This window comes from Croceicoccus esteveae, from assembly GCF_031846435.1.
In the GTDB taxonomy this organism is placed as follows: domain Bacteria; phylum Pseudomonadota; class Alphaproteobacteria; order Sphingomonadales; family Sphingomonadaceae; genus Croceicoccus; species Croceicoccus esteveae.
In genome coordinates this window covers 23,876-49,203 of sequence record NZ_JAVRHS010000010.1, presented here as the reverse complement: position 1 = coordinate 49,203, position 25,328 = coordinate 23,876, and the positions used below count along the sequence as shown (strand labels likewise).

23 protein-coding genes and 1 tRNA gene are annotated in these 25,328 nt (G+C 61.0%); 16 read left to right on the top strand and 8 right to left on the bottom strand.

Going from position 1 to position 25,328, the window contains the following annotated elements:
• Window positions 1-177: 177 nt before the first annotated feature.
• The 3 genes from RM533_RS11170 to RM533_RS11160 all read right to left on the bottom strand — a co-directional run bounded on the left by RM533_RS11170 (window position 178) and on the right by RM533_RS11160 (window position 3,606).
• The gene (locus RM533_RS11170) at window positions 178-1,194 is read right to left on the bottom strand and encodes a serine hydrolase (protein ID WP_311341312.1); all 1,017 of its coding nucleotides are present in this window, start codon (window positions 1,192-1,194) and stop codon (window positions 178-180) included.
• A gap of 57 nt (window positions 1,195-1,251) precedes the next feature.
• On the bottom strand, window positions 1,252-3,147 hold the full coding sequence (locus tag RM533_RS11165; RefSeq protein ID WP_311341311.1) for a M1 family metallopeptidase: 1,896 nt from the start codon (window positions 3,145-3,147) through the stop codon (window positions 1,252-1,254).
• 177 nt (window positions 3,148-3,324) lie between these two features.
• Complete coding sequence (locus RM533_RS11160; RefSeq protein WP_311341310.1) at window positions 3,325-3,606, bottom strand: hypothetical protein; 282 nt, start codon at window positions 3,604-3,606, stop codon at window positions 3,325-3,327.
• A 113-nt stretch (window positions 3,607-3,719) separates the two neighbouring features.
• Between RM533_RS11160 and RM533_RS11155 the strand changes: the two genes are divergently transcribed.
• Window positions 3,720-3,794: transfer RNA gene (locus RM533_RS11155), tRNA-Thr, on the top strand.
• 35 nt (window positions 3,795-3,829) lie between these two features.
• Here RM533_RS11155 and RM533_RS11150 read toward each other — a convergent pair.
• Together RM533_RS11150 and RM533_RS11145 are read right to left on the bottom strand one after the other, a co-directional pair.
• Window positions 3,830-4,138, bottom strand: a complete 309-nt coding sequence (locus RM533_RS11150) for a GNAT family N-acetyltransferase (protein ID WP_311341309.1) — start codon at window positions 4,136-4,138, stop codon at window positions 3,830-3,832.
• 93 nt (window positions 4,139-4,231) lie between these two features.
• The gene (locus RM533_RS11145) at window positions 4,232-4,933 is read right to left on the bottom strand and encodes a YggS family pyridoxal phosphate-dependent enzyme (RefSeq protein WP_432265064.1); all 702 of its coding nucleotides are present in this window, start codon (window positions 4,931-4,933) and stop codon (window positions 4,232-4,234) included.
• A gap of 55 nt (window positions 4,934-4,988) precedes the next feature.
• Between RM533_RS11145 and RM533_RS11140 the strand changes: the two genes are divergently transcribed.
• The 7 genes from RM533_RS11140 to RM533_RS11110 all read left to right on the top strand — a co-directional run bounded on the left by RM533_RS11140 (window position 4,989) and on the right by RM533_RS11110 (window position 13,104).
• Entirely contained in the window at window positions 4,989-5,546 is a 558-nt protein-coding gene (locus tag RM533_RS11140; protein WP_311341307.1) for a thiamine phosphate synthase, read from the top strand.
• Window positions 5,547-5,649: 103 nt separating this feature from the next.
• Window positions 5,650-8,022 carry an FtsK/SpoIIIE family DNA translocase gene (locus RM533_RS11135; protein ID WP_311341306.1) on the top strand — a complete coding sequence of 791 codons (2,373 nt, stop codon included), beginning with the start codon at window positions 5,650-5,652 and terminating at the stop codon, window positions 8,020-8,022.
• 269 nt (window positions 8,023-8,291) lie between these two features.
• On the top strand, window positions 8,292-8,750 hold the full coding sequence (locus RM533_RS11130) for a hypothetical protein (protein WP_311341305.1): 459 nt from the start codon (window positions 8,292-8,294) through the stop codon (window positions 8,748-8,750).
• Window positions 8,751-8,796: 46 nt separating this feature from the next.
• Window positions 8,797-9,456, top strand: coding sequence for a DUF2382 domain-containing protein (locus tag RM533_RS11125; protein ID WP_311341304.1), 660 nt, complete (start codon window positions 8,797-8,799; stop codon window positions 9,454-9,456).
• Window positions 9,457-9,532: 76 nt separating this feature from the next.
• The gene (locus RM533_RS11120) at window positions 9,533-9,940 is read left to right on the top strand and encodes a DUF2382 domain-containing protein (protein ID WP_311341303.1); all 408 of its coding nucleotides are present in this window, start codon (window positions 9,533-9,535) and stop codon (window positions 9,938-9,940) included.
• 215 nt (window positions 9,941-10,155) lie between these two features.
• Window positions 10,156-11,271, top strand: a complete 1,116-nt coding sequence (gene ald, locus RM533_RS11115) for an alanine dehydrogenase (RefSeq protein WP_311341302.1) — start codon at window positions 10,156-10,158, stop codon at window positions 11,269-11,271.
• 66 nt (window positions 11,272-11,337) lie between these two features.
• The gene (locus RM533_RS11110; RefSeq protein WP_311341301.1) at window positions 11,338-13,104 is read left to right on the top strand and encodes a GGDEF domain-containing protein; all 1,767 of its coding nucleotides are present in this window, start codon (window positions 11,338-11,340) and stop codon (window positions 13,102-13,104) included.
• Window positions 13,105-13,164: 60 nt separating this feature from the next.
• On the opposite strand, the gene RM533_RS11105 is transcribed toward RM533_RS11110, so the two are convergent.
• Complete coding sequence (locus RM533_RS11105; protein ID WP_311341340.1) at window positions 13,165-15,252, bottom strand: S9 family peptidase; 2,088 nt, start codon at window positions 15,250-15,252, stop codon at window positions 13,165-13,167.
• 232 nt (window positions 15,253-15,484) lie between these two features.
• Here RM533_RS11105 and RM533_RS11100 point away from each other — a divergent pair, with 232 nt between their 5' ends.
• The 5 genes from RM533_RS11100 to arfB all read left to right on the top strand — a co-directional run bounded on the left by RM533_RS11100 (window position 15,485) and on the right by arfB (window position 21,511).
• Window positions 15,485-17,290, top strand: coding sequence for an aminopeptidase P family protein (locus RM533_RS11100; protein WP_311341300.1), 1,806 nt, complete (start codon window positions 15,485-15,487; stop codon window positions 17,288-17,290).
• Window positions 17,291-17,401: 111 nt separating this feature from the next.
• Window positions 17,402-19,216, top strand: coding sequence for an aminodeoxychorismate synthase component I (gene pabB / locus RM533_RS11095; protein ID WP_311341299.1), 1,815 nt, complete (start codon window positions 17,402-17,404; stop codon window positions 19,214-19,216).
• Window positions 19,213-20,415, top strand: a complete 1,203-nt coding sequence (locus RM533_RS11090) for a pyridoxal phosphate-dependent aminotransferase (RefSeq protein ID WP_311341298.1) — start codon at window positions 19,213-19,215, stop codon at window positions 20,413-20,415. Before pabB ends, RM533_RS11090 begins: the two co-directional genes overlap by 4 nt.
• Window positions 20,412-21,095, top strand: a complete 684-nt coding sequence (locus tag RM533_RS11085; RefSeq protein ID WP_311341297.1) for an RluA family pseudouridine synthase — start codon at window positions 20,412-20,414, stop codon at window positions 21,093-21,095. Before RM533_RS11090 ends, RM533_RS11085 begins: the two co-directional genes overlap by 4 nt.
• Entirely contained in the window at window positions 21,095-21,511 is a 417-nt protein-coding gene (gene arfB / locus RM533_RS11080) for an alternative ribosome rescue aminoacyl-tRNA hydrolase ArfB (protein WP_311341296.1), read from the top strand. The genes RM533_RS11085 and arfB overlap by 1 nt, the downstream gene beginning before the upstream one ends.
• Window positions 21,512-21,524: 13 nt before the next feature.
• On the opposite strand, the gene RM533_RS11075 is transcribed toward arfB, so the two are convergent.
• Window positions 21,525-21,749: a hypothetical protein gene (locus tag RM533_RS11075; protein ID WP_311341295.1), complete on the bottom strand. Its 225-nt coding sequence runs from the start codon at window positions 21,747-21,749 to the stop codon at window positions 21,525-21,527.
• 25 nt (window positions 21,750-21,774) lie between these two features.
• Window positions 21,775-22,080: a hypothetical protein gene (locus RM533_RS11070; RefSeq protein WP_311341294.1), complete on the bottom strand. Its 306-nt coding sequence runs from the start codon at window positions 22,078-22,080 to the stop codon at window positions 21,775-21,777.
• Between the two features lie 105 nt (window positions 22,081-22,185).
• Between RM533_RS11070 and RM533_RS11065 the strand changes: the two genes are divergently transcribed.
• The 3 genes from RM533_RS11065 to RM533_RS11055 are packed head-to-tail and all read left to right on the top strand — an operon-like array spanning window position 22,186 to window position 25,312.
• Complete coding sequence (locus RM533_RS11065) at window positions 22,186-23,319, top strand: ArsR/SmtB family transcription factor (protein ID WP_311341293.1); 1,134 nt, start codon at window positions 22,186-22,188, stop codon at window positions 23,317-23,319.
• Window positions 23,316-24,254, top strand: a complete 939-nt coding sequence (gene metF, locus RM533_RS11060) for a methylenetetrahydrofolate reductase (RefSeq protein WP_311341292.1) — start codon at window positions 23,316-23,318, stop codon at window positions 24,252-24,254. The genes RM533_RS11065 and metF overlap by 4 nt, the downstream gene beginning before the upstream one ends.
• Window positions 24,251-25,312, top strand: coding sequence for a homocysteine S-methyltransferase family protein (locus RM533_RS11055; RefSeq protein WP_311341291.1), 1,062 nt, complete (start codon window positions 24,251-24,253; stop codon window positions 25,310-25,312). Before metF ends, RM533_RS11055 begins: the two co-directional genes overlap by 4 nt.
• Window positions 25,313-25,328: the final 16 nt, after the last annotated feature.

Sequence of the window (25,328 nt, the reverse complement as noted above, 5' to 3'; positions counted from 1 at the left end):
GGATCGATGATCCTGCGCCTGTTTTTTGTGCGAATTTGCTGAATTTGTTTCTCAGCCGTGCGCCAGGCGTCTGGTGCCAGTATCTTCATCGGGCATGACGTTACAGGCCACTGCCAAACAAGGTATTTACCAGCAGTTTGATCTTAACCTTGCTACACGCGCAGCAATATAGATCCGTCAGTTTTGCGTCTGCGCTGTTGCAAGCGCCGCAAACCGCGACTCGGTAAATCCATCGTACAGGACGCGCGTGATCTGTGCGATCCGCTGGTCGCGCTGCGGCCGTCCTCCCTGCCCGGTCACGTAAATTGCCATTACAATGACGCGACCATCCGGCAGTTCGACAAAACCGACATCACTTGCCGTGTTGTTCAAAGTGCCCGTTTTGTGCCCGAACCGCGAGCCGCTGGGCAGACCGGCCTTGATGCGGCGACTTCCGGTGACGGTGCGGGTCATGGTGTTAACCAGCAAGTCACGGCTTTCGGGTGACAACCATTTGCCCTGATAAAGGCCGGCGATAAGCGCCACCATCTCTTCAGGTGGAGTGCTATCGCGTTCATCGACAACTGTTACCGGGTCGAACTCTCCGTCGTCGCGGACCAGCGTCGCGATATCCCGGTCGATCCGCTGACGCGACAGCCCTGCATTGCGCAGCCATTCGGTAACCGCCTTGGGACCGCCCACCGCTTTCAGCATGGCGTCAGTCGCCGAATTATCGCTGCGCGTGATCATGAGCTCGATCAGCCGTTCTGCCGCCACCTGCATGCCGGGCTTCACCGGTGCCACAGGTCCGTCGAACGGCCGGGAAGCCACCGGGATCTGCAAGGGGTAGCGGTCCTGCAATCTGTATCGCCCAGCGTCCACACCGGCCAGAAAAGTTGCCGCAATAGCGATTTTGGATGTGCTCGCCATCGGGAACGCCTGCTCCCCGAGTATGGACACGCTTGCACCGGTGGTAAGATCAAGCGCAGCCACACCGATCCGACCGCGATCCGCCGCGGCAATCGAGACGAGCTGCTGGCGAAGCACCGGCGGCATCGACCGGATTTTCTCGCGGCCATCGAGAATGGCTCCGTTGTCTCCGGAGATGAACTCTTCAAAGCTTTGTGCATGACCCTGGGGCGCAGCGCCGATGAGGCCAAGTCCGGCAAGGAGGCAAAGCGCAGCGCGGGCGCTTGATGGAGCGGTTCGATTCATGAGCGACACCGTAAAGCTGAAAGGGTGAACAAAACTCTACCGTATTTTCAGCTGCACTCAACCCCCGGCTGTATCCTCGATCAGGGCTTCAACCATGGACGCGGTGATTGGATGATAACCGGGGCGCGCCTTCGCAAAGGCGTCGCGGGCAATCTGCGCGCCCCATGCACCCTGCTCCATCAACCCTTTGTAGAGCGGCCGAATCAGCAGCATGCGTCCCACCGTATCAAGGTAGCGCGTCAACTGCGGAACCATGGGAGCGTAGCGGTTGGCGATGGCAAGCTCGAACCAGGCGGACTGCACATAGGCGTTGGTGCTGTCGGACAGGTGCAGTGCCTGGTCCAGCTCAGCCAGCCGTGTGGCGCTTTGCCGACGGTCCACCCCGCGCAGGAAACGCAGCCATTGCTGCGTCGCCCAGCCAGCGGTCTCGACCTGCGCCGCCGCCCCGCCTGCATTATAGGCGTCAAGCTGTGCATCGACCATCGCGAGCGTTTTTGAAGTGGGGCGCACCGCATTGGCGGGCAGTCCGGCGCCATAGATCCAGTCGCGCACGCCGATCCTGTTCATTTCTGCTTCGCTCAGCAGGTTGGCGCGCAGATCCTTTAGCAGTCCTTCGCTTGTCTGCGGTTGAAAGGCAAACCGATCGAAATAGGAGCGCAGCCATTCATCGAACCGTTCACGGCCGACCGCCTGCTCCACCGTGCGCAGGAATGTCGCGCCCTTGAAGTAGTCAAGCTGTCCGGATGTCTCGCCCGGCTCGCCATGCAGGCGAGTCGATGCAGCGTCCATGCCGCCTGCTGCCGCAATGTTCTCGAGCATGGCGTCATAATCCAGATCGAGATACATCGCCGCGCGTTCCGGGCCGTACAGCGCCTCCATCAGCCGGCTTTCGAAATAGGTGGTGAACCCTTCGTTGAGCCAGCTGTCCCGCCAGCTTGCATTGGTGACCAGATTGCCGGACCAGCTGTGGGCAAGTTCATGCGCAACGACATCGGTGTTGGACCTGTCCCCGGTCAGCAAAGTCGGCGTGAGGAATGTCATGACCGGATTTTCCATGCCGCCGTAGGGAAATGATGGCGGCAGGACCAGCATGTCATAACGTCCCCAGCGGTAAGGGCCGTAAAGCGCCTCTGCTGCATCGATCATCTGCTCCACGTCGCCAAATTCCTGCGCGGCAGCGTCCACCATCGAGGGTTCTGCCCAGACCCCGGATCTCGGGCCAAGTTCGCGATGCGCCAAATCCCCCACTGCCAGCGCAATCAGATATGGCGGCACCGAACGCTCCATGACAAAGCGATGAGAGGTCCAGCCATTGCCCCAATCAGTCTGCGCATCTGGCTGGCGCACGCCGCTCATAACCGGGACGAGATCGGCAGGCGCGGTAATTCGAGCTTCCCAGCTTTGACGGATGCCGGGACTGTCTTGGGTCGGAATCCAGCTGCGGTTGCTGATCGGCTGGCCCTGACTGAAGAGAAACGGCTTTTCGCCGCCTGCGGTCGCTTCGGGCGCAAGCCATTGCAGCGCACTGGCATTCGGCGCGGAGACATAGTCGATGACAATCCGGCGCGCGCTGCCGATATTCACAATCAGCGGTCGGCCAAGCTCCACGCCTTCTGCATCCCGGCCGCCGCCGAGCTCATACGTCAATGGCTGCCCGGCAGCATCGGTGATGGAACGGATTTGCAGCCCCGCATCGTCAAGCACGATCTGGTCGACGGCCGCTCTTGCATCGATATTGAGTGTTGCAGTGCCGTAAATCCGCTGTTGCGCAAAATCGGTCACGAGATCCAGCGCGACATGCGTGACACGCGCGTCTGCAGGCTGTGCATAGGTCCACGCATCCAGTGCCTCCGCCGATGTGAGGACGGGCGCAGGCGCTGCATCCTGTGCGGTTGCAACAGCGGGCGAAAGCACCAGCGCGGCAGCGGTGGCAAACAAGGCTTTGCGGATCATGCGTAAGTTCCGATTAGATCAACGGTTGAAACGGGCGTCAGTCTGGCCAGGTTGCCGGCGACATGAAAGACGGTGGAAAAAGGCCTCGCGTGGGACAATATCTGCCTCGCCTGTTCATGCATTCCCTGAACCTCTTACAGATACGTAAACGTCATGGCTGACTAATGTGCGGGCGCGTCAAGGATTGTCCGCTGCTGACCAGCCGCCAGGCAAAGCTGTGGGCTTCTTGCTGCCGAAGGGGTCTGTTACCGGCTCTTGCTCCAGTGATCGTGCCTGCGCCTTGCGCCGCTTCAGATTGGCACGCAATTGTTGTGCCAGCCGTTCGGCGCGGGTGGGTGGCGGGTCTGCTTTGGGCTTTGATCCTGCCGCGCTCACACCTCCTGCGTGGCCAGCAGAGGCAAACGTGTTGCAGGATCGCTCAGGTTCGAGCGGCGAACTCTCGTCAGGCTTGCTGTTCATGTTCGCGATGATGGCAAGCGCGTCCGCTGACTGCAAGCGCCTTGACAACAGACCAGCTCACAGCAATAGCGCGCCACATCCGGCGCCGCATTTGGCCCCGTATCCGGTATAGTGCTGCTGTAGCTCAGTGGTAGAGCGCGTCATTGGTAATGACGAGGTCGGGAGTTCAATCCTCCCCAGCAGCACCAGACTTGCGGCCTTGATGATCTTCCGGTTTACCGCCTCAGGCGCGGATGTCCGCCCATTCGGGATGCTTGCGAAAAGCAGCTTCCACATAGCTGCATTGCGGATCGATCCTGAACCCTTGCTCTTTTGCATCAGCGACAATTGCATCAACCAGGCGTGCCGCGACGCCGCGCCCACCAATCTGTGGCGGCACCAGCGTGTGTTCGACGACGCGGATCTGATCGCCTTTAATCTTGTAGGTCATCCGACCCATGGCATCCGCACCGGAAACATGCGCGATATACGAGCCACCTTGTGCTTCGGTTTCGTGGCTTATTTCCACCGACGCCTGATCATCCTGTGTCATTGATTTTTGCTCCTTTCCCTGCACAACGAAGCAGGCGGCGGCCGTGTTCCGGGCGCCGGTCAGGGTCTTGCGACGAGCTTCAGGAGCAAGGAGTCAGGAGTCCCGGCTGCCGAACAGAGCGGTGCCGACACGCACATGCGTTGCACCAAGCTGCACCGCGACTTCGAAATCCGAGCTCATCCCCATCGACAGGGCGGCAAGACCATGTTGTGAAGCGAGCTTTGCCAGCAGCGCAAAGAACGGCGCCGGCTCTTGGCCCTGCGGCGGTAGGCACATCAGTCCTGCCACCGGCACCCCCGCTTCTGCGGCCAGACGCAGCAGGTCGGGCACGTCCACGATGGCACAGCCGCCCTTCTGCTCTTCAGCGCCGATATTCACCTGGACAAAGCATGGGACGGCCCGCCCCGCATTGGACATCGCCTTGCCCAAAGCGGAAACCAGGCTTGGCCGATCCACAGAATGGATGCAGTCGAACAGCGCCACGGCGTCGTCGGCCTTGTTCGATTGCAATTGGCCGACCAGATGCACTGAAACATCATCAAACTCGCGACGAAGCGCGGGCCATTTGCCCTGCGCCTCCTGCACGCGATTTTCCCCGAACACGCGATGCCCCTGCTCCAGCAGCGGGCGGATTGCCGCTGCATCCTGCGTCTTTGAAATTGCAATCAATGTGACTGCATCTGCGCCCCGGCCCGCCAGTGCAGCCGCAGCAGCAATCCGGCTCTCGACCGCGACCAGCGGTGTGGCAGGAGGCGTGAGAGGGGGTGGAGGCGCAGCTTGGCTCGACATGACCATGTGCTATAGCGCGCCGAACACGATGCGAAACCCTGCGGCGCGAGGAAATGCGAATATGCAAAGACCGGTGCCGGGTCTCTGGCTGGTTTCCGATGATCGCAACGATGACCAGCTGGCGCAGCTCCTGCGGCGCCTGCCAAGCGGGTGCGGCCTTATCTTCCGGCATTATCATCTTGCGCCGGAGGCCCGGCGGAAGCGCTTCGATGCGCTGCGCCTGCTTGCCCATGCCCACAGACACGTCATCGTGCTTGCAGATGCACCGGCCGTCGCCCGTAAATGGCGCGCAGATGGGGTATATGGCGCGCCTGCCCGCATTGCCTTGCGGCGTTCCAGCGAGCGCGGTTTCCTGCGTCTCGCCACCGCTCACTCGCTGGCGCAGCTTGCCGCGGGCGTTCGGACAGCCGCTGACCTTGCGCTGCTGTCACCGGTCTACCCCACGCGGACGCATCCGGGTGCCAAGGTGCTGGGGCCAGTGCGTGCGCTCCTGCTCGCCCGGCAGGTACCCTTGAAAGTCGCAATGCTGGGCGGAATGACACGTGCGCGGGCAAGGCGCATGGGGTCAGTCGAATGGGCGGCAATCGATGGGCTGGGGCGCTGTCCAAGCGTGTCATAAAGATTTTTTAACCAAGATGGGTCCACACAGGACGCCAGCTTGACGCGGGTGGCACGGGCCGCGCATAATCCGTGCTGCTTTTGTTCAATTCGGATTGGGGTTCATGGCGACAATTGGCGACACCACGCCGGACTGGCGCGCGATTTTGCAACGCAGCGTCGGCCGCGCTGCCGAGATCATTGGCGCGGTGCTTTTGCTTGCCCTCGTCGTGTTCCTTGCGCTTGCCCTGGTCAGCTACGCCCAGACAGACCCATCGCCCAGCACTGCGGCTGATGGGCAAATTGCCAATTGGATGGGACGACCCGGCGCCTATGCGGCCGAACGGCTGCTGTTTCTTGTGGGGCCGATTGCGGTTCTGCTGCTGCCGCTCCTTTATGTGTTTTCGCGTCGGTTGTGGCAGATTGCTGATGATCAGACAGGTATGTCGCCACGCTGGTGGCGTCCGCTTGTCCTGCTCGCCGCTGCCATGGTCCTCCTTGCTACCGTGCTTGCGCTGGTGTTCGAACGCCCTTTCGGCGGATTGCCCGCCGGTATGGGGGGGCTTGCCGGGATGGGCGGTGCCGGCCTGGTTCGCCGGCTCGCGCAGCTTGGCGGCACTCAATATCAAGAGTGGATCATCACCGGCGTGGCCTTGCTGTGCCTCCTTTCAGGTGCCGTGCTGGTCGCGCGGGTATTCGCAATCGAATGGGCAGGCTTGCTGGCCATGCCATCATTGCTGAAGCGCAGGCGGGATCTTCCCGATGACGTGGCCAGCCGCAGTGCATCCAACGCAGCCTCATCCAAGCCACGAAAACCACCTGTCGCGGCAGGTCGCATGCTGCCTGAAGAGTTGGCCGACACCATGGCAGGTTCTGATGATCTGACCAGTCCGCCCCGCCGCGCACCCATCATCAGCGATCCTTCGGCACCGCCGCAGCCCGCACAGGCTCGGACGCAACCTACCCAAGGCGATTTCTTCAACTCGACTTTCACGCTGCCCAGCGCTGAATTGCTGTTACCGGCTCCAGAACACAACGCGCCCAAACTCGACCGGATGGCGCTTGAACGCAACGCCCGGCTGCTTGAAAACGTGCTGGAGGACTTTAACGTCAAGGGAGAGATCACCGCTGTCAAGACAGGCCCGGTGGTCACCATGTATGAACTTGAACCTGCGCCCGGCATCAAGGCTGCGCGGGTCGTTGGCCTTGCCGATGACATCGCCCGCAACATGAGCGCAATCTCCGCCCGTGTGTCCCCCATCCCGGGCAAGACCGTGATGGGCATCGAACTTCCCAATGCAGACCGGCAGATGGTCGCCTTGCGCGAACTCATCACGTCTGCCGCCTTTGCCGATCATTCAGGCATTCTGCCGATCATTCTGGGGAAGGACATTGCCGGCGATCCCATTGTCGCTGATCTTGCAGCGATGCCGCATCTTCTGGTGGCAGGCACGACGGGTTCAGGCAAATCGGTGGGGCTCAATTGCATCCTGCTGTCCTTGCTATACCGCCTGACGCCAGCGGAATGCCGGCTGATCCTGATCGACCCCAAGGTGCTGGAGCTCAAGAGCTACGACGATATCCCGCATCTTCTTTCCCCCGTCGTCACCGAACCTGCCAAGGCGGTGCGCGCATTGAAATGGGCGGTAGAAGAGATGGAGCGGCGCTATCGCATGATGAGCAGCATCGGCGCGCGCAATATCACTGGCTTCAATGATCGGGTGAAATCCGCCACCGCCAAAGGCAAGCCGCTCGGCCGCCGGGTGCAGACCGGTTTCGATCCCGAAACCGGCGAAGAATTGTTCGAGGAAGAACAGCTCGATTATGAAGTGCTGCCGCAGATCGTGCTGATCGTCGATGAACTTGCCGATCTCATGATTACCGTCGGCAAGGAGATCGAGGTGTTGATCCAGCGCCTGTCGCAAAAATCGCGTGCGGCGGGCATCCACCTCATCATGGCGACGCAGCGCCCTTCGGTCGATGTCATCACCGGCGTCATCAAGGCGAACATGCCGACCCGGATCAGTTTCCACGTCACCAGTCGTATCGATAGCCGCACCATCCTTGGCGAACAGGGTGCAGAGCAATTGCTGGGCAAGGGCGACATGCTTTATCGCGCCAATTCCAAGCCCATCACCCGCGTTCACGGCCCCTTTGTCTCGGACGAGGAGGTTGAGGCTGTCGCTGATTATTGGCGCACGCAGGGTTCGCCCGAATACGTCGATTCCGTCACCGAAGAGCCGGAAGATGGCGGCTTCGGCTTCGATGATCTTGAAAATGCCTCCGACAACCCTGAGGACCGCAAATACATGCAGGTGTGCCAGATGGTTTTTGAGGCGCAGAAAGCCTCGGCCAGCTGGATCCAGCGGCAGATGGGCGTTGGCTACAACACGGCATCCAAATGGATCGAACGCATGGAAAAGGACGGGCTTGTCGGTCCTGCCAATCATGTCGGCAGGCGGGAAATCTATCGCGATCGGGACGGTCAGCCGCTCTGATTGCTGCGCCTGCTGCCCGTTAGCCGCAGCGGGCCGCTCGCTGCTCCCCCGATGCTCCAGAGCCGTGCAGCAAGCTCGGTCAGCAATGCTCGAGACCTGATCCGATCAGGCAGGTGAATCCTCGCTTTACCCCGTCTTCGAGCCGACCGGCTATCGAGACCAATCGCGCAGGACGCGTGCTTCTTGGCCGCGACGCATCCCGGAACAAATCGCAGGTTCAGCAATTTGATGAACATTCACTGTAACCGAAACGATCAAGGGGGAATAGAATGGCCGAAATCCCGGTAGAAAAAAAATCCAGCATGTCGTGGCTCTGGATCATCCTTGCAATTATCGTACTTGCGTTGCTTGCCTGGTGGATCTTTTCCGATGACGATGACGTCGTTGCGACCGCAGACAATGATGTAGTCGCCACAGAAGCCATGGCACCTGCCATGCTCGCCGTCGGCGAACGGGTCGATCTCGACAATGTGCGGGTAACATCGCTCGCCGGCGACATGGCGTTCAACGCCGATGTCAACGGACAGAACATGCTTGTTGTATTCAATCAGGTTCCAACCCCCGGTGACGCAACCGAAGGCGAGTATGACATTAATCCCGGTTCGATGCTGAACATGGAAGGTGAAGTTCGCGCTGCAGATGCGCCGCTGCCTGCTGGCGTGACTGCACAGATCCCCGCTGGCACTGATCGGTACATCTTTGCCGACAGCATCGAGATGCTCAACTGATCTGGCGTTCGACACGCATTTCAATTATCAATAAAAGGAACACACTATGCGACATGACACCCGTTACGAAAAACTTGATACGCTCGATCATTATGAACTCGAGCATGAATCGCAGGACATCCGGGGCCGCCCACTCGTGAGCACGACTGGCGAAAAGTTCGGCATCATCAAGGACCTGCTGGTCGATCCTGATCACAACCGGGTCGCGGCAATTCGCCTTGAAGACGGTCGCGTTTGTGCAGTTGAGCCGCTCGAGATTCATGACAACGCCGTGGTCTACGGCGAAGCTGCGCGCGCGCATGCCGAAACAGGCGGCGCAGCAGTGGTCGAAGAAGTGGTGCCGGTCGTTGAAGAGCGCGTCGTTGTCGGCAAGCGCGTCGCGGATACTGGCAAGACAATCAACGTGCGGACACGTGTTGTCGGCGAAACGGTCGCCAAGGATGTCCATCTTCGCGACGAGACTGTCAGCGTCGATCGCCGTCCTGTCAACCGCGCCGTCTCCGGCGCAGAAGCCGAGGCACTGCTGAAGGGCGGCTCTGTTTCCATGACCGAGCGTGATGAAGAAGTCGTAATCGGCAAGGAAACCGTGGTCACCGACGAAGTGGTGGTCAAGAAGACCGCTGCCGATCGGGTCGAGCATGTCGAAGAAGAGGTCCGCAAGACCGAGGTCGATGTGGACGTCACCAAGGATGGCAGGCGCCGCTAAGGCAGTCACCTGAGTTGGTCGGGCCGGGTGCAACGCGCATCCGGCCCTTCTTGTTTTGGCAGATGGGATAAAGATCATGGAACACGACAAGACGCAGAACAGATCATCGCGCGAAATCGTAGAGGAAGTGGCCATTCCCGTGGTCGAGGAGCGCCTCGTGCTCGATCGGCAGGTCATTGACGGCGCGACCGTAACAGTAACTACGCGCCCGGTGACAAATAACGTCGCGGTACGCGAAGAGCTGCGACAGGAAACCGTTACGGTAGAACGCGTGCCGATAAACCGGGTAATAGAAACGGTTCCGCAGATACGAGAAGATGGCGAGGTCACAATCATTCCCGTAGTCGAGGAACGCGTCACCGTAACAAAGGAGCTTGTCCTGCGTGAAGAGGTTCACATGCGGCGTTCGGCTTCTACAACAACCTTTGAACAGGATGTGACAATCCGCCGCATGGAAGTGGATATCGATGACAAGCCGTCCTGAACGATGCACTGCGGCATTGGCCATGAACCGCGAGGTCTTGAAATCAATCCGCTCTGAAGACGTTTGCGGAGATCTGGGCAAGAGGGGCTCGTAACCGGTTTTCTGATGCAGACCGGTCGACAGCATTACACCGCCGCAGCCACAGGCATGATAATAGTGCCGGCACAACAGAACGATCAGTGCAGCATGAAAATTGAAGGCAGGAGACTGGCAGCGTGAAAATTGGAACTGTTCGTGAAATCAAGAACCATGAATATCGTGTCGGCCTGACACCTGAAAGTGCAGGCGAGCTGGTAGCGCATGGGCATGACGTGCTGGTTGAGGCAGGCGCGGGGCTCGGTATCGGTGCGTCCGATGAGGCCTATGTTGCAGCAGGAGCCAGGATCGCTCCGGGACCAGACCCGGTGTTTGGCGAATGCGAGCTGGTGGTAAAGGTGAAGGAGCCGCTGGCGGTCGAACGCGCAAAGCTGCGGCGCGGTCAGGTACTTTATACCTATCTGCACCTTGCACCGGACCCGGAGCAGACAGCCGACCTGGTGAAATCCGGCGTCACCGCAATCGCGTATGAAACAGTCACCGGACAAGGCAATTCGCTGCCCCTGCTGCGACCGATGAGCCAGGTTGCAGGCCGCATGTCCATTCAGGCCGGCGCGACCGCGCTTGAAAAAGCGCACGGCGGACGTGGCGTGCTTCTGGGCGGTGTGCCGGGTGTCATGCCGGGCAAGGTTGCGATTATCGGCGGGGGCGTGGTGGGGTTCAATGCGGCGCAGATGGCCGTGGGGCTTGGCGCCGACGTAACGATCCTGGACGTCGACCCCGAACAGCTTGAACGGCTCGGTACGCATTTTGAAAGTCGCGCCAAGACACGGTTTGCAAACAAGGCAAATATTTTCGATTCCGTCTGTCAGGCAGATCTGGTGACCGGCGCGGTACTGATCCCGGGGGCTTCTGCTCCCAAGCTGGTCACGCGCGAGATGTTTTCTTCGATGAAGCCAGGCGCTGTGCTCGTCGATGTCGCAATCGATCAAGGCGGCTGCTTTGAGACGAGCCATCCCACCACCCATGCCGAGCCGACCTTTGTGGTCGATGGCATCGTGCATTATTGCGTCGCCAACATGCCGGGTGCCGTCGCACGCACCAGCACTTACGCGCTCAACAATGTCACCTTGCCGCATGCGTTGACGATTGCACAACTGGGCTGGAAAGCGGCCTTGCGGGCAGATCCGCATCTTGCTGCCGGCCTGAACGTTCATGACGGGCACGTCACCTACCGGGCAGTCGCAGACGAACTTGGTTATGAACACCTGCCGGTGGACCAGGCAATTTCCTGATCATCAGCGCTCACGAAGATGTGGTCGTTCACGCAAAAGCAAAACTTGTCGTGCACTACTCCATGCATGAATTGGCGACATCTTCCCACATTGCTGCTGATCTGCCTTGGATTTGCTTGCTTCTGGCTTACTCACGCCCCGGCACATGCTGCATCGGTTGCGCCATCATGCCGCAGTTACACCGACGCACCTGCGCAGGCGATACCGACGCCGCCAAGCGCCGCTGACTGGCAGTGCGGCCTGGGTACTCCCAACGCCGACCACACAACCAGCTGGCTGCGGTTCGACAGAGATGATCTTGCCGGCGCGCCGAATGCTACGCATCTTGTAACGCAGATCGGCAAGTTCGACCGCATCTGGCTGATTGCGGAACAGGCCAGTGGCGGCTTCCTCGTTCGCAGTTATGTAATGGACGACATCGAGTTGTTCGCCAACGGCCCACGGTTTGCCATAGCCCTTCCCGATCTTGGCACCGTCACGACATTGCTGGTGGCGATCGAGCGGCCATGGAACACAGGGATTGGCGCGCAAGCCGTGCTGCAGACCAGTGGCACTGCGGATCATCGGGACCTTGGCTGGTCATGGACGGTCATGCTGGCAAACGCGGCAATGTGCGGCCTGCTCCTGGTACCACTGTTCTACAATGCGGCTTTTTACATGGTGCTGCGACAAAAGTTCATCCTGTGGCACATCGTCATCATGCTGGGCATGCTTGGCTACCTGCTTTTTTCAAGCGGTCTGGTGAACCTGTTCGTCCCGCTTGACCTGCGGACACTGGCGTTCGTCATCCCCTTCATCTTTCTCGTCCCGCTGGTGGCGTCAGCAGCCTTTACGCTCTCCTATCTTGAGGCGGGTGCGATTTCTCCGGCGGTGCGCCGCCTGCTGTTCTGGACCATCGCGTTCACTTTTACATTGGTCACCATCGCCTGTCTGCCGGTGGAACCGCTGCGACCTTACGTAAAGCGGATTTACTACATCGGCTTCTTTCCCATGGTCGTTGTCTATCTCATTGTCTTTGCACAGGCAGTGCGACGTCGATCACGAGCGGTATGGTTCCAGATTGCAGCATGGACGCCTGTCATGATCATGGGCATGGAACGGATCATGCGTGGCGTGACCGGCTACACAGCCACCATCTGGCTGGATCAACTGTTCAACATAACCTTGATGCTGGAGGTGATGATTACCGCCATAGGCGTGGTCGATCGCTTCAACCGGTTGAGGCAGGAGCGGGATGGCATGACCAAACGCGTCGGCCTGCTGTCAACGCTGGTGGATCGTGATGAACTTACAGGAATTTTCAACCGTCGCGCTCTCGACCGGCGGTTCGACGAACTGCGCGCAGCCGGTTACGACGCCCTGGCCGTGATTGACCTCGACAACTTCAAGAAAGTGAATGACGAGAACGGCCACGACCTTGGCGACCGCGTCCTGCAAGAGGTTGCAACGGTTCTGTCAGACAGCAGCGACGCACTCGCCTTCCGCATGGGAGGGGAGGAGTTCATCGTGCTGTTCCGTGGCAAGGATGCCTGTGAACGAGCAGAACAGATGCGCGCCGCCATTCCCGCTGCTATGGAAAAAAACGTGCCGGGTCTCACCAGCCTTGTCACCGCAAGCATGGGCCTGGTCGAAAGCTCCGGTTTGCATGCGCTGTCCATGCGCCAACTTTATGCGCATGCCGACCGATTGATGTATCAGGCAAAGAATAACGGCCGCGACCGGCTGGTTTGCGGAACTGCCACCACAGCCCTTCCCGCAGGCATGCTGATGGACCGCCGCAATTCAGGCCTGGCACGCGGACGACGTCAGGAGGATCAGCCGATCGCCAGCTGAAACCTGTCCAGCGGCTGCGTCCCTGGCACGTGTGGCCAGGCACGTGTGAAAAGCAGCCGCTCAACCGGACGCCATGTCCATCTGGCACAGGATGAAGGCATATTCCTCTGCCACCTCGCGCAGCGAATCAAACCGGCCCGATTTGCCACCATGGCCTGCGCCCATATTGACCTTGAGCAGCAGATCATTATCGTCGGTTTTCATCTCGCGCAGCCGCGCCACCCATTTAGCCGGCTCCCAGTAGGTAACGCGCGGATCGTTGAGCCCTGCTGTCACCAGCATCGGCGGGTAATCCTGCTCCTGCACGTTATCATAGGGGCTATAACTGCGGATCAGCTCGAAAGCGGCGCGATCCTCGATCGGATTGCCCCATTCCGGCCATTCACCCGGCGTCAGCGGCAAGGATGCATCGAGCATGGTGTTCAACACGTCGACAAAAGGGACATGCGCCACCACCGCGCCCCAGATGTCGGGATCGGTATTGACCACTGCGCCCATCAGTTCGCCTCCTGCCGAACCTCCTGACGCAGTGACCCGGCCCATTGCGCCATAGCCAAGCGCGATGAGCCCCTTTGCCACATCGACGAAATCGGCAAACGCATTGGTCCGTTTGTCGAGCTTGCCATCGAGATACCAGCGCCGGCCAAGATCATCGCCGCCCCGAATATGCGCGATCGCATAGACAAAGCCGCGATCAACCAGACTGAGTCGCGTTGTCGAAAAGCCGGGCGGAATGGCCATGCCGTAAGCGCCGTAGCCATAGAGATGCAGCGGTGCGGAACCGTCGCGCGGCATGTCCGCCCGCATCAGCAACGAAACGGGCACCTTAGTCCCGTCACGTGCGGCAATCATCACGCGTTCCGTCCGGTAGAGCGCAGGATCGTACCCTGACGGTATCTCCTGAACCTTCAGCACCTCAAGCCGCTGATCCGCAATGTGGTAATCATAGACCGTGCCCGGCGTCACCATGGAATTGTACGAAAGGCGAAGCGTGTCGGTCGCCCACTCGGGATTGTCGCCCAGACTGGCGACAAAGCTTGCCTCCGGGAAGGCGATATCCTGCACCTGTCCGGCATCGTCGTAGGAGTGGATCGCAATCCGGTCGAGCCCGGCCCGGCGACCCTCCACCACGTAGTAATCGCGAAACAGGGCAAAGCCGGTGAGATAGAATTCGTCCGATCCCGCAATCAGCGTGGACCAGTCTGCCGGATCGTGAAGCGGCGCTGTTGCCAGCCGGAAGTTCTCATGTTGATCATTGGTGTGAACAAAGATCGTGTCACCGCGCACGTCCACGTCATATTCCACTCCCTTTTCCCGCGCCCGCACCAGCGTGGGTGTGGCCAGCGGATCGGCGGTGGGCAGCAGGTACACTTCGCTGGTTTCATGATCGCTGGTGGCGATGATCAACCAGTCCTCATTTGCAGAAAGGCCCGCGCCGACGCGGAACCCCTCATCATCCTCGTGAAGCAGCTCGACATCTTCTGTCGCCGGGCGTCCGAGCCAGTGGAGCCGGGCATTGTCGGTCCGCCAGTTCTCGTTGGCGAGCGAGTAGACGATGCCTGTATCGCCCTTGACCCAGACAAGGCTGCCCAATGTGCCGGCGATGGTGTCTGGCAAAGCCTCACCCGAATCCAGATCGAGAAAGCGCGCCTCATATCGCTCTGACCCGTCGGTATCGACTGCATACGCAAGCATTGTGCCATCCTGGCTGACGCTGAAGGCGCCGAGGCGGAAATAATCGTGTCCGCTGGCCAGAGCCTCCTCATCCAGGACAAGCTTCTTGCCCGCATCACCGTCACGGCCACTTGCAGCGGGCTTGCGCCACCATTGCTTGTATTGCGCGCCCTCTGTATATTCGACCCAGTAATACCAATTGCCGTCCTTCTGCGGCACGGAAGCATCCGCTTCCTTGATGCGGGCCCGCATCTCGTCGAACAAGGTGGCGACCAATGGCTCTGCTGACTTCATCCGCGTTTCGAACCAGCGGTTCTCCGCCTTGAGATGATCAAGGATCTGCGGGTCGGTGACCTTGGGGTAGCCTGCGTCGCGCAGCCAGGCATAATCATCGGTTACCTCGATGCCGTGATGCGTTACGCTTGCGCGGCGCTTCTCTGCAATCGGCGCCTCGGGCGGAGCAGCTTCGTGCAGCGGATTGGCCAGAGTCGGACTGGCTGGCGCTGGATTGGCCGGATTCGCGTCGGCTGGTGTCGGATCGGCGGGCTGATGGGTCAAGGCGGGTCTTTCTGTCAGAATCGGCAGATGCGGCAAGATCGGCAGGGTGCTGGAAAGCGCGGACCATCTCGCCTATGTTGGTGCATCTATGGCCGCGCAGGCCTGCCTGCAAGGCGCGCGAGCGAACTAAAGCCAAGGTAATGTCACAATGCTGATGCAAACCCACGAAGCCCGCCTTTCAGCCCTACGCGAAGAGCTGAAGCGCTGCGATCTCGACGGTTTTGTCGTACCGATCAGCGATGAGCACATGAGCGAATATGTCGGCGATTATGCACAGCGGCTGGCCTGGCTGACCGGTTTTGCCGGATCTGCGGGCAGCGCCATTGTCCTCCAGAACAAGGCGACCATGTTCGTGGATGGCCGTTATACGCTGCAGGTGCGCGATCAGGTCGACGGACGCCTGTGGGATTATGAAAGCGTACCGGCAACAGATCACGCCCGCTGGCTGGCCAAAAATGCAGGCAAGGGCGCACGCATCGGCTTTGACCCATGGCTCCATACGCGCAGCTGGGCTGACAAGGTGGGCACGGCGCTGGCCGAGGCAGGCGCAGAACTGGTTGCCGTCGACAGCAACCCTCTCGACGCTGTCTGGCAGGACCGACCACAACCTAGCGCCGCAAAGGCAGAGACTTACGACAACAGCCTGTCCGGACAGGCATCGGCAGACAAGCGCGAAGCCTTTGCCAGGGCGCTGAAGGAAAACCGCTGTGAAGCCGGTGTCGTGGCAGCGCTGGACAGCATTGCCTGGCTGCTGAACATTCGTGGCAGCGATGTTGCGCATACCCCGGTGGCATTGTCCTATGCGATCGTCCGCGATGACGGGACCGCGCAATTGTTCATCGCGCCCGCCAAGGTCAGCGGTGATCTGCGCGACCATCTGGGCAATCAGGTCACGCTACGCGACCGGGACGAGTTCGAGGCGGGACTTGCCGAACTCGGTGGCAAGCGTGTCGCGGTCGATCCCGACAGCGGCGTTGCGGCTATCTTTGCTGCACTCGAAGAGGCAGGTGCCACTCCTGTTGCCCTTGCCGATCCTGTCATGCTGCCAAAAGCCTTGAAAAACCCTGCTGAAGTGCAAGGGCATCGCGATGCGCAGGCACGTGACACGCAGGCAGTTTCACGCTTCTTGCGCTGGCTCGACGAAGAGGCACCCAAAGGCAGCATCGACGAATTGTCGGCCGCTGCCCGGCTCTATGAAGAGCGGGCGGCGAGCGGCGATCTGAAAGATATGTCGTTCGAAACCATTTCCGGCGCTGGCCCGAACGGCGCAAGCCCGCACTACCGGGTGACGCAGGAAACCAATCGCAGGCTTGAGCCCAACAGCGTCTATCTGGTGGACAGCGGCGGACAATATCCGGGCGGCACCACCGACATCACCCGCACGATCTGGATCGGCCCCGATGCTCCTCCTGCCTTGGTGAAGGACCGCTTCACCCGTGTGCTCAAAGGGCATATCGCGATCGACACTGCACTGTTTCCGCAAGGCACCAGCGGCGCGCAACTCGATAGCTTTGCCCGGCAGTTCCTCTGGCAGGCGGGTCTGGATTATGCACATGGCACCGGCCATGGCGTCGGCAGCTATCTGGGCGTGCACGAAGGACCGCAACGCATCGCTAAGCCGCGCGGTGGGCAGGCCGGAACCGATCAGGAACTGCATGCCGGCATGATCCTGTCGAACGAGCCGGGCTATTACAAAGCAGGTGAATACGGCATCCGCATCGAAAATCTCGTGCTGACGGTAAAGCGGGAGATTGCAGGCGCGGAGCTCGACATGCTGGGTTTCGATACGCTTACGTTCGTGCCGATCGACCGCAAGCTGGTCGATACCGCCCTCTTGTCCGCGCAGGAGCGGGAGTGGTTCAACAGCTACCACGCCCGCACCTTGGCGATTGCCCGGCAGAAACTTGATGGCGCCGATCTCGCCTGGGTAGAGCTGCAATGCGCGCGGGTCTGAGCTGAACAAGCTGCCCCAGCCGCGCTGAACTGTCGCAAATGCAGGATTGGCGGCAATGAATGCATCACCTTCATTCGCTCGCCACCTGCGGGCAGGGCATCGAACCACAGTGTGACTGAGCCTTTCATCCTCATTGACGATGCCCGGCCACGAACGGCGCAATCCAGTCGGCACGAACCGGTTGGCAGCAAACCAGCTGGCGCAGCAATGGCGCGGCTCTACCGGCAGCCGCGATGCACCATCATGGCGGCCACCAATGCCGAGGTTCCCGCTGCCTTGGCGCAGATCGCAGCAGCACTGGAGGATGGCTGCCATGTCGCCGGCATGTTCGGCTATGAACTCGGCGCCGCGCTGGAGGCGAGCCTTCCTGCGGCCATCGGTCAGGCCGGGCCGCTGATCCGGGTGGGAGTCTTTGACAGCTTCGAAGCCATTGCGGGAGATGACGTGCCCGGCTGGCTCGACAGGCAAGCCAACATGGCAGACGGTCCGCCAATGCTGTCACCGCTGCTGCCAAACCTGACCCAGGCACGCTACGCCCATAGATTTGCCGAATTGCAGGAGCGGATTGTTGCTGGCGACATCTACCAAGTCAATTACACCTTTGCGCTGCAAGGTCGCTGGCTGGGCGACGCGCTTTGCCTTTACGCCCTGCTGCGGCCGCGTGCTGCAGCAGGTCATGGCGCCATCCTGTTCGATGGTGAGGATTGGGTGCTCAGCTTTTCGCCCGAGCTGTTCTTTGCGCTATCCGAGGGGCAGGTAACATTGCGCCCGATGAAAGGCACCCGACCGCGCGGCACGGATCCGCTGCTTGATGCACAGCTTGCCGCGCAGCTAGCCAGCAGCGGCAAGGATCGCGCGGAAAACCTGATGATCACCGATCTCATGCGCAACGACATCAGCCGTGTCGCCAAAGCAGGCAGCGTGAGGGTCGAAAAGGCTTTCGCGGTGGAAACCTATCCCACCGTGCACCAGCTGGTCACCACCATCGAAGCGCAGCTCGACAAGGGGACAGGTGCTCTTGAGATCCTAGGTGCGTTGTTTCCTTGTGGTTCAGTGACCGGCGCGCCCAAGATCCGCGCTATGCAATTGATCGCAGCAGCAGAACCGCAACCGCGTGGCGTCTACTGCGGAGCAATCGGCTATCTCGAGCCTGGCGGCAATGCTGCGTTCAACGTGGCGATCCGTACGCTTCTGCTCCAATCCAACGGGTGCGCCACACTCGGCGTGGGGTCTGCGATCGTGAACGATTCGCAAGCCGGTGATGAATGGGACGAATGCCTCGTGAAGGGCCTGTTCGCCGCACAAGCGACGCCGGCGTTCAGTCTCATCGAGACGATGTTCGTCGATCCTGCGCACGGTATTGCGCTGCTCGACCTGCATCTGGCGCGGCTGAGCAGAAGCGCTGATCAGCTTGGTTTTGCCTGCGACATGCCGGCCCTGCGCCGTGCTTTGCTGGACTTTTCAGATCATTGCGAGGAGCGGACGCGCCTGCGCCTCCTGCTTGACACAACCGGTCGTTGGCAGATCGAACCTGCAAGCATGCCTGCCGTGCTGCAGGAGCCGGTGCCTGTCTGCCTTCAGCCGCTTGGCGTGTCGCCCGGTGACTGGCGTCTGGCACACAAGACGACGCTGCGTGATTTCTACGACGATGCCAGACAAGCGGCGCAGGCGGCAGGCGCAACAGAAGCCGCGCTGGTGCGGGAAGACGGCCTGCTGACTGAAGGCAGCTTTACCAACATCTTTGTCGAGCGCGGCGGCAGGCTGCTTACCCCGCCCGCGACGCTGGGCCTGTTGCCGGGAGTCATGCGTCAGCAATTGCTCGACGAAGGCATAGCCCAGGAAGCGGAGCTGACCGCAGCCGATCTTGCCCAGGGGTTTTTTCTTGCCAACGCGTTGCGCGGCGTGATGAAGGCTCGTCTGATATGAACCCGCCTCTGCTTTCCACCGCCATTGGCCGCATCGCGCCATCGCCAACTGCCGCGATGACCGATCGGGCCACGCAGTTGCGCCAAGCGGGCCGCGATGTCGTTTCACTGTCGGTAGGCGAGCCTGACCTTGCCACTCCGGCGCATGTTGTGGCTGCGGTCAAGCAGGCGCTTGATCAAGGACAGACCAATTATACGCCTGTTGGCGGCACTGCAGCGATGAAGCGCGCAGCCATGCTTCATTTTCGCCGCGACCTTGGCATTGCCACAGGTTACGACAATGTCACGGTCAGCGCCGGCGGCAAGCAGGCAATTTTCCATGCCCTCATGGCAACACTCGATCCTGGTGACGAAGTGCTGATCCCTGCACCCTGGTGGGTCAGCTACCCTGAAATTGTCGCTTTTGCCGGCGGCAGAGTCGTGCCAATGCGAACTGGTGCTCAGGATGGCTTCCGGATCGATCCTGAGCAATTGGCACGCGCGATTACCCCGCGCAGCCGGTGGCTTCTCCTGAACAGCCCCGCAAATCCGACCGGCGCGGTTTACAGCACGCAGGATCTGTCGATGCTGGCAAAAATCATTGAAGACCATCCCCGGCTGCTGGTGATGAGCGACGATATCTATGCGCCCTGGCGCTACGATGAAATGCCGCACGCAACCCTTGCCGCGTTGCGCCCTGACCTCGCAGACCGGATCCTGACCGTATCGGGCGTGTCCAAAAGCCATGCGATGACCGGGTTTCGCATAGGTGTAGCCGCCGGACCGGAATGGCTGATCCGGGCGATGGAAAGCCTGCAGTCCCACTCAAGCGGCAACCCGTGCTCCATCAGTCAGGCAGGCGCAGTGGCAGCTTTCGAAGGCTCGCAGGACTTCCTGCGGGAATGGCGCGACATTTACCACCGCCGTCGTGACCGCGTGGTGCAGCAGGTGAACGCGACAGACGGACTTGCCACGCCGGCTCCTGCAGGCGCATTCTATTGCCTCGTTGATGCTGCGCTGCATGTGGGTGCAGGCCGACGCTGGTCTGATGATCAGGCGTTGGCCCTCCACCTGCTCGACCATGGCGTGGCGGTGGTGCCGGCGTCCGCCTTTGGCGCGGCGCATTGCGGGCTGTCGGGCTTTCGCATAAGCTTTGCCGCCGACGAAGCGCTTATGGACGAAGCGCTTGCCCGTATCGCATCTGCGCTGGAGCAGCCATGAGTGGACCTGACATCCTGTTCGAGGACGGCGAAGCGCTCGTCATCGACAAGCCAGCCGGTCTGCCCGTGGACAGGCCGCGCGCGGGCGGCGCGTCATTGGCAGATCGGCTCGACCTGCTGAGGCTGGGCTTTGTCCGCGCGCCGGTGGCGGTGCACAGGCTTGATACCGACACCTCGGGCTGTCTGCTGCTGGCGCGCAATCCGAAGGCTTTGCGGCGCTTTTCCCGCGCCTTCGAAGAGCGGCAGGTCGAGAAGATATATCTGGGCATCGTTGCAGGACATCTGGAGGAGGACAGCGGTGACATCATGCTGTCACTTGCCAAGATCAGCAGCGAACGCGCAGGATGGCGCATGATCGTGGCCAAAAGCGGCAAGCCTGCCCGGACGGTCTGGCGCCGGCTTGCCGTCAAGGATGGTTTGACGCTGGTGGAGTTTCGCCCGGAAACAGGGCGCACGCATCAGATCCGTGTGCATGCCGAACACGGCCTCGGTTCGGCCTTGTTGGGCGATCCGGTTTATGGCGCCAGTCTGGGGAGCACCGATCAGCGCGCAGCGCGCACGATGCTGCATGCAAGTGCGCTGCGCGTGAAGCGGGACGGCAAACCCGATATAGCCGCGCTGGCGCCTTTCCCTGCTGATTTTGCCCGGCTCGGCTTTGCTGCGCCACCGCCTGCCTGGTGATGGAAGACGACACCCTGCTCGATCGGGCGCATGCGCTGGCACAGGAACGCTTCATCGCCGCTTCCGGCCCGGGCGGTCAGAATGTGAACAAGGTGGCTACCGCAGTCCAGTTGCGCGTGAATATCTATGCGCTGCGGCTGCCACCGCCAGTGTTCGCCCGTTTGAAGACGCTTGCCGGCAGCCGGCTTACACAAGGCGGCGAACTGTTGATCGATGCACGCCGCCACCGCACGCAGGAGGCGAACCGCGCCGATGCGCGCGCGCGATTGAGCGCACTTCTCGAAGAAGCGCAGACCTTGCCGCGACGCCGCGCCAAGACGCGTGTGAACCGGATCGGCAAGGTGCAGCGAATCAAGGGCAAGAAGGAGCGCGGCGTCATCAAGGCCGCCCGCGGGCGCGTCACACGCTGGGACTGATCCGCACCGATACCTATTCGCCCTGCGGCTGATTCGCGCCGCCTCTGTCTGCTTGTGCGTCCTCATCCCGCTCTTGCGGCAGCATTTCGGCAGCGTCGGCGAGAAATTGAGCCTCATCCTCTGCCGAGATGGCAGGCGACGCATCCCGCCCGCCGCAGCCTGTCAGAACCGCTGCGGCCAGGAAGGGTGCGACCAATGCCAGACTCCGGCGACCGGCGATGTGCTGCGAACGCTTCACGCGCCAGGAACCAGGCTGATGCGGATTATTCCACATCCTCGTTCATGGCAGCGGTAAGATCATCTGCAGCAGCGGCCGCGTCATCCGCCATGGTCTCTGCAGGAGCAGGTGGCACAACGCCGTCATCGACTGCAGAAGTGCCCATTTCCTGGTTCAGCGTTGGCTCGACAACCGGATCGGCATCCATGCCCGGCTGCATCATCACCTCTTCGGCCGGCATTTCAACCGTATCGGCCTCTGCCGGAGCATTTGCATCATCTGAGGACCCGCAGGCCGTAACGGCAAACAAGGACAGGCTGGCAACCGCGGCAAGGGCAAGTTTCTTTGTCATCATCTGATCCTTTGTGGAACATGCTTCAGAGGCGCCCCTAATCGGTTCGGCCTGTCGTCGCAATGATTGCCAACATATAAAGAATCCTTTATATGCGTTTGCACCATGACACTGGCCGAACTTCTTCGTGCGCTTGACGACCCGACCCGGCTGCGGCTTTTGCGGCTGCTGTCGCGCATGGAACTGGCGGTCGGGGAGATCGCCGAAGTGCTGGAGCAAAGCCAGCCACGCATTTCCCGGCACATCCGTATCCTGACTGAAGCGGGTCTGGTGGCAAAGCGCAAGGAAGGCAATTGGGTCTTCCTGCGCAGCCGGCTGAACACAGGCATGCACGAGCGGCCCACTACCAGTTCGTCGGGCGATCAATCGGGCGCCGATCGGGCCGGTGCCCGGCAAGATGCTCATGATGGCATCCCGCCGGCCGCATCGCTCCATGATACACCTGCGATGTTGCGCGCAGTCGATCGCCTGCTGGCAGCGGCAGAGCGCGAAGACAGCCAGTTTGCGTTCGATTGCAAGACAGATCGCGACCGTTTGAACACGGTTCGCGCAACGCGGGAAACCAGCGCAGCGCGGTATTTTGCGCATCATGCGGCCGAATGGGACAGCCTGCGCAGCCTCCATATTGCCGAAGGCGCTGTAGAAGCGGAGCTTGCGCGCCTGCTGTGCGTGACAGAGCGCGCAGCAGGCACCACGCCGCTTGGCGACCTGCTCGATATCGGCACTGGAACAGGTCGCATGGCAGAACTTTTCCTGCCCTCCTCCGCTCACGTGGCCGCAATCGACAAGAGCCCGGAGATGCTGCGCATCGCCCGCGTCCGCCTGCAGCAGGTGCCGCCATCGCGGCTGGCCTTGCTGCAGGGCGACTTTCGGGCGCTGCCGTTCACCCCGATGCGGTTCGACACCGTGCTCCTGCATCTGGTGCTGCATTATGCGCAGGATCCCGAAACGGTGCTTGCCGAGGCTGCCCGTGTCACCCGCACCGGCGGGCGCATAGCCATTGTCGATTTTGCTGCCCACTCGCGGGAGGAACTGCGGGAACGTCACGCGCACGCCCGATTGGGCTTCACTGATGCACAGATGCAGACGCTGCTGACGAACGCGGGTTTTTGCCCGGATGCCGACAGTGCGCTTGCCGGCCATGAACTTACCGTCCGTATCTGGATCGCCACGCGCCGCCCTACGGTGCACACCATTGCGCCTATGGGCGAAGATGACAGGAAAGCTGCCGCAAGATGACCCAATCCATCGACATCGACCGGATCGCGCCTGACGGAGCGCCGCTGTTCGCCTCGCTTCCGGGCGATATTGCTGTCTCGTTCGAATTCTTTCCGCCCAAGACTGAAAGGATGGAACAGCAATTGTGGGAAGCGGTTGAAAAACTCGCTCCCCTGTCGCCCGAATTTGTGTCGGTGACTTATGGCGCGGGTGGATCGACGCGCGAACGCACCCACGCAACGGTCGCGCGGATCATTACGGATGCGCAATTGCCCGCGGCCGCACATCTGACCTGCGTCGAAGCCAGCAAGGATGAAATCCGCCAGGTCGCCGAACAATACTGGGAAGCGGGCGTACGCCACATCGTGGCCCTTCGCGGCGACCCCACCACACCGGGTGGCCGGTTCCAGCCGCATCCGCAGGGCCATGCCAGCGCGGCTGAACTTGTGCAGGCATTGAAAGCCATTGCACCCTTCGAGATATCCGTTGCCGCTTATCCCGAAATCCATCCCGAGGCGCACAGTGCGCAAAGCGACATGGACAATCTGAAACGCAAGCTTGATGCAGGGGCGGATCGGGCGATTACCCAATTCTTCTTTCGTCCAGAGGCGTTCCTGTCATTTCGCGACCGGCTTGCCGCAGCGGGGATCGACACGCCGCTCGTGCCCGGCATCCTGCCGGTGTCCAACGTGGCGCAGACCCGCAAATTTGCCGCGCTGTGCGGTGCGGATATCCCGGCCTGGATGGATCATCTGTTCGAAGGGCTCGACGAGCGGCCAGCCGAGCGCAAGCTGGTCGCCGCCACCATTGCAGCCGAGTTCTGCCGCAGGCTGTATGCAGGCGGGGTGCGCGACTTTCATTTCTACACGCTTAATCGTGCCGATCTGAGCTATGCCATCTGTCATATGCTTGGGCGCCGGCCGCTCGCTCGCGCCGCGCAGGAGCAGGCAGCATGAGCATCGCCCCTTCCGCCGCCCGTGCCGCATTCGAAAGCGAAGCAGCGCAGCGCATTCTCATCATGGATGGCGCTTTCGGCACGCAGATCCAGAACCGCAAGCTGGTCGAGGCCGATTACATGGGCGACCTTGGGCTTTCCCACGATGCCAAGGGCAACAATGACATTCTCGCCCTGACGCGCCCCGAAGTGCCTGAAGCCATCCACCGCGCCTATTTCGATGCCGGCGCCGATATTGCCAGCACCAACACCTTCAGCGCCAACCGCATCAGCCAGGCCGATTACGCCGCGGAACATCTGATCGAGGCGATCAATCACGCCAGCGCACAGCTTGCCCGCCGCGTTGCAGATGAGTTTTCTGCCCGTGATGGACGCCCGCGTTTCGTGGCCGGCGCGATCGGTCCGACGAACAAGACGCTGTCCCTATCCCCGGACGTGAACGATCCCGGTTTTCGCGAGATCGACTTCGACTTCCTCGTCGATGTCTACGCCGAGCAGGCGACGGCGCTGATTGAAGGCGGCGCGGATTTTATCCTCATCGAGACGATCTTCGATACGCTCAATGCGAAGGCCGGCATAATGGCCGTGCGGCAGGTGGAACGCAGGCTGGCTCGCGAAATCCCGATCATGCTGTCGATGACGCTGACGGATCTTTCCGGGCGCAATCTGTCGGGCCATACGGTCGAGGCGTTCTGGTATGCGGTGCGCCATGCCCGACCGCTGACCGTGGGCCTCAATTGCAGCTTCGGCGCGACGCAGTTGCGCCCGCACGTGAGGACACTGGCTGAAATCGCGGACACTGCCATCATGGTCTATCCCAATGCCGGGCTGCCCAACGAGCTTGGCGAATATGATGAACCACCGCATGCCACTGCGGGGTTCGTGCGCGAATGGGCAGAAGCAGGGCAGGTCAACGTGCTTGGTGGATGCTGCGGTTCGGGGCCTGAACACATTGCCGCCATGGCAGAAGCAGTACGCGACCTGCGGCCCCGCCCTCTTCCCAAGCTTGCGGTCGAAACACGGCTGGCGGGGCTTGAACCCTTCATCATGGCTGCCTGAGCCGGAATAGAAGACA

What these genes read in the sequence shown, in the direction of transcription:
- RM533_RS11170 (WP_311341312.1), bottom strand. Translation starts at nt 1,194, where the DNA reads ATGAATCGAACCGCTCCATCAAGCGCCCGCGCTGCGCTTTGCCTCCTT.
- RM533_RS11165 (WP_311341311.1), bottom strand. Translation starts at nt 3,147, where the DNA reads ATGATCCGCAAAGCCTTGTTTGCCACCGCTGCCGCGCTGGTGCTTTCG.
- RM533_RS11160 (WP_311341310.1), bottom strand. Translation starts at nt 3,606, where the DNA reads ATGAACAGCAAGCCTGACGAGAGTTCGCCGCTCGAACCTGAGCGATCC.
- RM533_RS11150 (WP_311341309.1), bottom strand. Translation starts at nt 4,138, where the DNA reads ATGACACAGGATGATCAGGCGTCGGTGGAAATAAGCCACGAAACCGAA.
- RM533_RS11145 (WP_432265064.1), bottom strand. Translation starts at nt 4,933, where the DNA reads ATGGTCATGTCGAGCCAAGCTGCGCCTCCACCCCCTCTCACGCCTCCT.
- RM533_RS11140 (WP_311341307.1), top strand. Translation starts at nt 4,989, where the DNA reads ATGCAAAGACCGGTGCCGGGTCTCTGGCTGGTTTCCGATGATCGCAAC.
- RM533_RS11135 (WP_311341306.1), top strand. Translation starts at nt 5,650, where the DNA reads ATGGCGACAATTGGCGACACCACGCCGGACTGGCGCGCGATTTTGCAA.
- RM533_RS11130 (WP_311341305.1), top strand. Translation starts at nt 8,292, where the DNA reads ATGGCCGAAATCCCGGTAGAAAAAAAATCCAGCATGTCGTGGCTCTGG.
- RM533_RS11125 (WP_311341304.1), top strand. Translation starts at nt 8,797, where the DNA reads ATGCGACATGACACCCGTTACGAAAAACTTGATACGCTCGATCATTAT.
- RM533_RS11120 (WP_311341303.1), top strand. Translation starts at nt 9,533, where the DNA reads ATGGAACACGACAAGACGCAGAACAGATCATCGCGCGAAATCGTAGAG.
- RM533_RS11110 (WP_311341301.1), top strand. Translation starts at nt 11,338, where the DNA reads ATGAATTGGCGACATCTTCCCACATTGCTGCTGATCTGCCTTGGATTT.
- RM533_RS11100 (WP_311341300.1), top strand. Translation starts at nt 15,485, where the DNA reads ATGCTGATGCAAACCCACGAAGCCCGCCTTTCAGCCCTACGCGAAGAG.
- RM533_RS11090 (WP_311341298.1), top strand. Translation starts at nt 19,213, where the DNA reads ATGAACCCGCCTCTGCTTTCCACCGCCATTGGCCGCATCGCGCCATCG.
- RM533_RS11085 (WP_311341297.1), top strand. Translation starts at nt 20,412, where the DNA reads ATGAGTGGACCTGACATCCTGTTCGAGGACGGCGAAGCGCTCGTCATC.
- arfB (WP_311341296.1), top strand. Translation starts at nt 21,095, where the DNA reads ATGGAAGACGACACCCTGCTCGATCGGGCGCATGCGCTGGCACAGGAA.
- RM533_RS11070 (WP_311341294.1), bottom strand. Translation starts at nt 22,080, where the DNA reads ATGACAAAGAAACTTGCCCTTGCCGCGGTTGCCAGCCTGTCCTTGTTT.
- RM533_RS11065 (WP_311341293.1), top strand. Translation starts at nt 22,186, where the DNA reads ATGACACTGGCCGAACTTCTTCGTGCGCTTGACGACCCGACCCGGCTG.
- metF (WP_311341292.1), top strand. Translation starts at nt 23,316, where the DNA reads ATGACCCAATCCATCGACATCGACCGGATCGCGCCTGACGGAGCGCCG.
- RM533_RS11055 (WP_311341291.1), top strand. Translation starts at nt 24,251, where the DNA reads ATGAGCATCGCCCCTTCCGCCGCCCGTGCCGCATTCGAAAGCGAAGCA.